Annotated in this window: 7 protein-coding genes; 2 read left to right on the forward strand and 5 right to left on the reverse strand. The window is 71.8% G+C overall.

Features of this window, described 5'->3' with window-relative positions:
* Nucleotides 1–1,102: sensor histidine kinase (locus D455_RS35740; protein ID WP_017568874.1), on the reverse strand; the 1,102-nt coding region annotated here is incomplete at its 3' end.
* 411 nt (nt 1,103–1,513) lie between these two features.
* Here D455_RS35740 and D455_RS0100885 point away from each other — a divergent pair.
* Together D455_RS0100885 and D455_RS0100890 are read left to right on the forward strand one after the other, a co-directional pair.
* Nucleotides 1,514–2,899: an amino acid permease gene (locus D455_RS0100885; protein ID WP_017568875.1), complete on the forward strand. Its 1,386-nt coding sequence runs from the start codon at nt 1,514–1,516 to the stop codon at nt 2,897–2,899.
* A gap of 187 nt (nt 2,900–3,086) precedes the next feature.
* On the forward strand, nt 3,087–3,605 hold the full coding sequence (locus D455_RS0100890) for a hypothetical protein (protein WP_026122187.1): 519 nt from the start codon (nt 3,087–3,089) through the stop codon (nt 3,603–3,605).
* A gap of 251 nt (nt 3,606–3,856) precedes the next feature.
* On the opposite strand, the gene D455_RS0100895 is transcribed toward D455_RS0100890, so the two are convergent.
* The 4 genes from D455_RS0100895 to D455_RS0100910 form a co-directional block, all read right to left on the reverse strand.
* A complete protein-coding gene (locus D455_RS0100895; protein ID WP_017568877.1) occupies nt 3,857–5,218 on the reverse strand; it encodes a hypothetical protein in 1,362 nt (453 codons plus the stop codon).
* A gap of 129 nt (nt 5,219–5,347) precedes the next feature.
* The gene (locus tag D455_RS0100900; RefSeq protein ID WP_051064556.1) at nt 5,348–6,592 is read right to left on the reverse strand and encodes a site-specific integrase; all 1,245 of its coding nucleotides are present in this window, start codon (nt 6,590–6,592) and stop codon (nt 5,348–5,350) included.
* An 83-nt stretch (nt 6,593–6,675) separates the two neighbouring features.
* Nucleotides 6,676–7,176, reverse strand: a complete 501-nt coding sequence (locus D455_RS0100905) for a hypothetical protein (protein WP_017568879.1) — start codon at nt 7,174–7,176, stop codon at nt 6,676–6,678.
* A gap of 85 nt (nt 7,177–7,261) precedes the next feature.
* Complete coding sequence (locus tag D455_RS0100910) at nt 7,262–7,576, reverse strand: hypothetical protein (protein WP_026122188.1); 315 nt, start codon at nt 7,574–7,576, stop codon at nt 7,262–7,264.
* Nucleotides 7,577–7,824 lie beyond the last annotated feature (248 nt).

The following is a 7,824-nucleotide window of genomic DNA, read 5'->3' on the forward strand; positions in this document are numbered from 1 at the left end:
TGAGGGTGAGGGTGAGGGTGGTGGGGGTGATGTTCAGGGTGAGGGTGAGGGGTTGGCCGGGTGCGTGGCGTAGGGCGTTGGTGAGGGCTTCCTGGCTGATGCGGTAGGTCTCGCGGGAGAGCAGGGCGGGGACGTGGGTGGGGTCGCCGGTGAGGGTGTAGGTCAGGTCGGTGCCGGTGTGTTGGGTGGCGTGGGCCAGGTGGGTCAGGTGGGTGAGGTCGGGGGGTGTGGTGTGGGTGGTGGGGGTGTCCTCGCGCAGGATGCCCAGGGCGTGGTCGAGGTCGGCGGTGGCGTTGCGGGCCTGGTCGGCGATGTGGGTGAGGGCTTGGCGGGCGAAGTCGGGGTCGGTGTCGAGCAGGCGTGCGGCGGTGGCGGCTTGGAGGGTGACCACGGACAGGGCGTGGCCCAGGGTGTCGTGGAGTTCGCGGGCGAGGCGGTTGCGTTCGGCGAGGGTGTGGGCGTGGGCTTGGGCGGCGGCCAGGCGTTCGGTGGGTGAGGGGCCCAGGAGGCGGGGGGCGGTGTGGGCGAGGAGGTGTCCGGTCAGGGCGATGGTGTGGAGGAGGGCGGCCAGGAGGGCCAGGCCGATGAGGGGTCCCAGGAGGCGTTGGGTGGGGGTGAGGGGGTCGGTTCCCATGAGGGTGAGGGGGCCTTGGGCGATGGTGTTGGGCTGGGTGCTCAGGGGGGCGATGGCCAGGAGTGCGGCTTCGGTCAGGGCGACCATGGTGAGGATGCAGATGGCCAGGCCCACGCTCATGTGCAGGCACAGCCACAGGCTGGTGCGGGCGGTGGTGCGCCAGGTGGTGGTGGGTTGGGGTGTGCGGTTGAGGGGGCCGCGCAGGAGGGCGCGGGCCAGGTGGGTCTGGGCGTTGCGGGTGCCGGGCAGGTAGGCGGTGGCGGCGATGGCGGCCAGGGCGGTGGTGAGGGTGAGGGCGTGGACGGCGGTGGTGTGGGGGGTGTTGGTCTGGTCGGTGATGAGGGTGGCCAGGACGAGGGCGGCCATGGCGTAGGGCATGGACAGTGCGCCGCCGATGACGAGGTAGGTCCAGCGGCGGTAGGTGTGGGCGCTGGTGAGTGGGCGTAGGGGCAGGGTGAGGTGGCGCACGGGTGTGATCGTGGCACAGGTGGGGGTGGGTGCGCTTCCCTCTGTGGGGTGAGGGTGGGGGTTTCGTTTCCTGTGGGGGGTGGGTGGGGTGTGGAAGGTCTGGGGGGTGGGGTGTGTTCCTCGTGGGGTGGTGTGGGGGCGTGTGGGGGTGAGGGTGGTCACGGTGGGCGGTGGTGTGGGTCCTGCGCGTGAGTGGTCTCGCTCATATGTGCGAAGGTTGTCCGCCCTGGGATGTTACATATTTCACATGATGGGGTCATGGGCTGTTTTTGTTGGGTTTGAGGGTGTCCAAGGAGTGAGATGCTCCCTAAGGTTGGCCAGGTGACAAGCAGTGTGACGCCGCCTGAACAGGCGGCCAACCAAACGCAGACCCGTGGCGCCGGACTGGCCCATTCGCTCAGGCGCCGCCACATGGCGCTGATCGCGATCGGTGGTTCGGTGGGCGCCGGACTGTTCATCGGTTCCGGTTCGGTCATCCAGATGGCGGGCCCGGCGGCGGTGGTGTCCTACCTGCTGGCCGGGGCGCTGGTGTTCTTCACCCTGCGCGCCCTGGGCGAGATGGTGGTGGCGGTCCCCGCGGGGGGTTCCTTCTCCGACTACGCCCGCCTGGCCTTTGGCCCGCGTGCCGGTTTCACCATCGGTTGGGTGTACTGGTGGATGTACGCGGTGTTGGTGGCGGCGGAGTCGGTGGCCGGTGCGAGCATCCTGGGGCAGTGGGTTCCGGGTGTGCCCGGGTGGGCTCTGGCGTTGCTGGTGCTGTTGTCGATGACGGTGGCCAACCTGGTCTCGGTGCGTGTGTTCGCCGAGACCGAGTCGTTCTTCTCCCTGGTCAAGGTGGCCACGATCGTGGCGTTCCTGTTGATCGGCGGCCTGTGGGCGGCGGGGTTGTGGACCGGTTCGGGCGGATCCAGCGTGGCGAACCTGTGGGAGCACGGTGGTGTGGCGCCCAACGGGTGGGTCGCGGTGCTGGCGGCCACGGTGGTGGTGTTGTTCGCCTTCGGTGGGGTGGAGATCATCACCGTCGCCGCGGGTGAGAGCGCCGAGCCCGAGCGTGGTGTGGCCTCGGCGGTGACCAACGTGCTCTGGCGGATCGGGCTGTTCTACGTGGCCTCGATCGTGGTCATCGTGATGGTGTTGCCGTGGAACACCGTGGACCCGACGACGAGCCCGTTCGTGGCCGTGATGGAGCACGTGGGTGTTCCGGGTGCCTCGTTGATCATGGAGATCGTGGTCTTCGTCGCGGTGTTGAGCGTGTTGAACGCGGCGATGTACACCTCCTCGCGGATGCTGTTCACCCTGACCCGGCAGGGGGATGCTCCGCGTGCGCTGCGCGGGACCAACCGGCGGGGTGTGCCGGTGCGGGCGATCCTGTTGGGCACCGTGGTGGGGTACGCCGCGGTGGTGGTCGACTACCTGTGGCCCGACCAGGTGTTCCCGTTCCTGGTGGCTTCCATCGGCGCGATCCTGTTGGTCCTGTTCCTGACCATCTGCGCATCGCAGTTGGTGGTGGGTGCGCGTGTGCGCAGGCGTGAGCCCGGGCGGTTGACCCTGCGGATGTGGGCGTTTCCGTATCTGACCTGGGTGGTGCTGGGTGGTCTGGTGACGATCTTCGTCGCGATGATCGTCATTCCCGACCAGCGCCAGGCTCTGTTGGCGTCGGTGGGGTCGGTGCTGGTGGCGTTGGTGGCCTATGAGTTCCGCCGCCGGTGGGGTGCGCAGAGGCCCACTGACCGGGTGTTGGCGGTGCCCGACCGGCCGGGTGCGGACTCGCTGCGCCGTGATCCGGACGCCGTCTGAGGCGGCGTCGTCTGTGGGGCTCCACTCCGGGGACGGGGTGGGGCCCCTTGTGCGTGTGGGGGTGGCCCTCTCCCCCGCTGCTGGGCGGGGCCGGCCCGTGGGTTGTATGTCGGGATTGGTGGGATGTGGTGCCGGTTTTGTTTTTTGTCGCTAGGGTGCTCCCCAACCCCCTGAGAGGAGCGTCCCCGTGCGACATGTTGTCGGCTTCCTGTCTGGTCTTGTTCTGGGTCCGCTGTTGGTGCTGGTCACCGGGTGGGCGTTCACCCATCTGCGCGGGCTGCACGCGCAGGGTATGACCCTGATGCAGGGGCCGGGTCCCCTGGCGGTGGCGGGCCTGGTGGGTGTGGGTCTGCTGGTGGCGATGATGGCGGTTCCGTCGCGGCTGACGCCGATGCTGCCCCTGGGTGCGGCGCTGGTGGTGGGGGCCGCGAGCGGGGGCGCGCTGTGGCGGATGGAGCTGGTGGAGCGGTTGTCGCCGCTGCCGGGGGCCGAGGGGGCCCTGGTGCTGTTGCCGTTGGGTGTGTTCGTGCCCTTGGTGGTGGTGCTCCTGGCTCCGGTGTTCGTGGGTGGGCGTTGGGTGCGCGACGAGGACGAGGGGCCCACCGAGGAGGAGTACTTCGAGGGCCTGTACGGGGACGAGGAGGACGGTGGTCGGCCGCGTGCGGCGGCGGCCGGTGCGCACACGCCCCGGCACCGGGCCTCCTAGGGGGTGGCGTGCCCGGCTCCCCGCGTGGGGTGCCGTGTCCTCGACCTGGGGTGGTCACCCGGCCGCTGGGCGCTGCCGGGTTGGCCCCGCGGCCGCCGGGTGGGGGTGTGGCGCGTCGCTGCGCCCGGCGCGCTCCTGGCCGTGTCCGCCGTTGGGGTCCATCCGCTCCCCCGCCGTCCGTGCGGTGGCGGGGGACGTCCCCCACCCGGTTTCCCGAGGGGCGCGGTCCGCGGTGAGGGGGCGGGTGGTGGTCAGCGCCAGGTGGGTCCCCAGTTGGCGCTCTTGGACACCCCCGGCGGCAGGGGCGGCAGCAGTCCGTTGCCGCCGGTGGGTTCGGGCGCGGGTTGGGGAGCCCGGTGCGGTTCGGGCCGTTGGGTGGGTGCGTTGGTCTGGGGGTGCGGTACGGCCTGGGTGGGGGCGCTCTCGGGCGGGGGTGTGCTGGCCCGGTCTTCTTCCTCGGGTAGGAAGGCGCGTGTCCGCTCGGGTGCGGGTGTGTCGTCGTTGGTGAGGGTGATCGCCTCGGGCAGGGGCGGGTGCTCGGTGTCCTCGTGGGTGCTGGGGATGGCGGGTTCGGCCGGGGCGACGCGTTTCCACCACAGGTCGGCCTCGTCGGGGGTCAGTTCGGATTCGACCTCCAGCCAGGCGTGGACGTGGGGGTGGCGTCGTCCGGCGCTCCAGGAGCGGGGGTAGGGCTGTTCGTCCAGGATGAGCAGGTGTTCGCCGTCGACGGTGGGGATCTCGGCGGGGATGCCCTCGTTCCACACCCAGGTGCCGTCGTGGGCGACGAGGTTCCACCAGCCGCGGACGGTCTGGGCGGCGGGGTCGGGGGTGTGGTCGCGGAAGGCGGCGACCCAGCGCGGGTCGGGTGGGTCGCCGGGGAGTCCTTGGCCGTGGGGGCCGATGAGGGCGTCGGCGAGCAGGGTGTGCAGTTGGGAGTTGTCGCCGATGCCGTCGAAGAGGACGCGGAAGGCGCGTCGGGAGTCGCGGTCCATGACCAGGGCGCGGGTGGTCTGGGCCATGCGTAGGAGGGCGTGTAGTTCCTCGAACTCGGCCAGGAGGTCGCTGAGTTGGTCGGCGATGGCCAGGAGTTCGGCGTGCAGGGCGGGGTCGCGGCGGATGTGGGCGCGGACGCCGGGTTCGCTGAGCATGGTTTTGGCGGCCAGTCCGTGGCGGCGGATGGTCCACCAGCACATGGTGGCGCCGGGGGCGTCGGTGCCCAGGGTGGTGGCCACGCGGTTCTCGGCGTCGGCGGTGACGACCTCGGGGTCGGGTGGGGTGCCGCCGCCGGTGTGTTCCCAGGCGCGGACGAAGACGATGGCGCCTCGGCCCATGGTGCGTAGGCGGCGTAGGACCTCCACGCCGGTGGGGCCGGGGTCGGTGCCCATCTCGACCAGGGCTCCGGCGACCACGGACAGGTCGGCGATGATGCCGGGGGCGGCCTGGTCTCCGGCGAGGAGGGGGGTGAGGGCTTCCAGGGCGAGTTCGCGTTCGGCGGCGGGGATCTGGGAGGCCAGGAGGTAGACCTTGCGGACGGCTGGGGGGAAGTGTTGGGGGTCGGTGGCGACGGAGGCGTTGATCAGTTCTTGGAAGGCTGCGCGAAACTCGTCGACCATGGGACCGTCCCCTTTCTCACGCAACCAACCTAATGTCTCATCAGGGAAGGATCGCACTTTAACGGGTGATTTCGAGTACTGCTGGTGTGTTTGTTGGCAAGCTGAGATGCCGGTGGTGCGGGTGGGGTGTCACAGGCCCAGGCGGGTGACGGCGTTGTCCTCCAGTGGGTTGGCGGTGCGAATGTAGTCGTGGACCGTGCGCGGGTTGGTCCAGCGGCCCTGGCGCATGATCTCGCGGTCGCTGGCCCCGCCCAGGGCGGCCTGGGTGGCGAACCCCGAGCGCAGGGAGTGCCCGCCGAAGTCGTCGGGGTCGAGTCCGGCCCGGCGGGCGTGGCGTTTGACGACCTCGCCCACGGCCCGGCCCGACATGGGGCGCGCGGCGATGTGGCCGTGGCGGTCCACGGTGGGCAGCAGGGGGTGTCCGGTGCCGTCGGACAGGTCGGTGCCCTCCCAGTCCTGGCACAGGTGGGTGGTGGGTGCCGGAAGGGGCGGGGTGTGTTCGATCAGGGTGCGTACCGCCTCGTCGCCGCCCTCGCGGTGGGCTCGGAGCAGGTGGGACCAGTCGGCGTAGGCGCACACCGGGCAGGTGTGGCGGTGGCGCCCCCGGGGCAGGGCGACCGTCTGGCCGTGGCGGTCCTCCTGGTCGGTCTTGGTCGCGCCCAGCCGCACCACCAGGGCGGGGGCGCCGGTGGAGGGGTCCACGCGCAGGTCGACGTCGTCGAAGGTCAGCGCGGCCAGTTCGCTGCGGCGCAGGGCTCCGGCGAACCCGGCCAGCAGCAGCAGGGTGTCGCGCGTGCGGGCCACCCCGTGGGGGTGGGTGTGGGGTTGGCGGGCGGCCAGGAGCGCTTCCAGGGTGGGCAGGATGACGGGGTCCTTGCGGCGGGGGCGGGCCCTGCGGGTGCGGCGGATACCGCGCAGGGTCATGCGTACGACCTCGGCGCGGGTGGGTGATTCCAGCCCGTGGGCGCCGTGGACGGCGGCGATGGCGGCGGCGCGGCGTTCGATGCTGGAGGGGGCCAGGGCCCAGGCGGTGTCGTCGGGGGTGCGGGCCTGGGCGCAGGCGGCCAGGTACACGGCCACGTCCACGGGGTCGGCGGGCAGGGACTGGCGTTGCTCGGCCAGGCACCAGGCGGTGAAGGAGGTCCAGTCGGTGCGGTAGGCGCGCAGGGTGTTGGGTGACTGGGCGTTGGTCAGGTACTGGCCCAGGGCGTGGGCCTGTTCGGTGTCGAAGCGTTCGCGCACGCTGGCCAGGGCGCGGGTGTCGATCAGGACGCTGTGGGTGGTGTGTTCCAGGCGTTGGCGTACGGCCCCGGGCAGGACGATCTCGGTGGTGGCCGGGTGGTTGTGGGTGGGGCGGGGTGTGTTCACGGTCATCCATGATGGCCCAGGGGCGGGTGTGGGCGCGGGAGGTGGCGCGCGTGGCCCCTGGGGGGACGGGTGCGGGTGGTGCGTGGGTGTTACCCGAACAGGTGGGTGGTCAGGGCGTCCCAGAGTTCGGCGGGTGGCATGGCCCACAGCAGGGGCACGGCCGAGACGGCGAACGCGGCGGTGAAGCCGATCGCGGCGATCCTGCGCTTGAGGAACAGGGCGGCCACGGCTGAGGCGGCGGGGACGAGAAGGGCCAGGAGGAGGACCCAGATCAGGGCGTTGCCGATCGCGTCCACGCTCTCGGGGGGTGGCTGGGCGTCGGGGGCGGCCTGGAGCAGGGTGTCCTGGAGGTCCATGAAGCTGAACAGCAGGTTGGCCAGTGCCAGGGGGGTGCCCAGGAGCCACAGCAGGGTCAGTGCCACCCACAGGGCGGTGATCCTGCGGTCGGGAGGGTCGGTGACGACCACCGGGGTGCGGCTGATGTTCGCCTTGGGTGCGGTGGTGTCGGGGGCCTGGTCCTGGGCGGGTGCGCTGGCCTGGGCGGTGTCGGGGCGCCCGGGCTTGCGGCGCTTGCGTTTCTTGGGTGACACGGTGGCAGCCTACCGTTGGTCGTCGCGTTTCCTGGGAGGGGCGGGTGTGGGCCCGTGGCGGGTGCGCGGGGCGCGGTGGGGCCTGTCACAGGGCCATGTGCAGGGCGGCGACGAAGATCACCGGCCAGGCCAGCAGGGCCAGTGACCACAGGGCGGCCTTGCGGTCCCCGGCGACGGTGGCCACGGCGGCGGCCAGCAGGGGGATGCCCACGGCGGCGCCGAAGGCGATGGTGAACCATTCGGCGGCGGAGCTGGCGTGGGCCTGGGCGTCCAGGCCGCGCACGTAGCCGGCCGGGCCCAGGACCAGGGCGAACAGGGCCAGCAGGGCGATGACGACGCGGATGCCGGTGGGGTGGCGGGTGTTGCGGCCGCCGCCGGGGGCGGAGGGACGGTCAGACACGGGGGCCGTGGTGCCTTTCGAGAACGGGTGGCGGTCCAGGGCGGGCAGGGGGCACGCCCGCACCGGGTGTGGTGCGGGTGGTGGTTCTTGCCGTCAGAACACGCGGGGCGCCCGCCCGGGTGCGCGGGTGCGCTTTCGGGTCGAGTGCTGTGCTGTGTAAAACGTACTCCACCCGGGGGGCGGCCCGAACCGGTGGGCGGGGGCTGGTGCGGGGGCGGGCGGGCCCTGACCTGGGCGCGGCCTGCGGG

The sequence above is a fragment of the Nocardiopsis halotolerans DSM 44410 genome (assembly GCF_000341065.1).
Taxonomy (GTDB): Bacteria; Actinomycetota; Actinomycetes; order Streptosporangiales; family Streptosporangiaceae; genus Nocardiopsis; species Nocardiopsis halotolerans.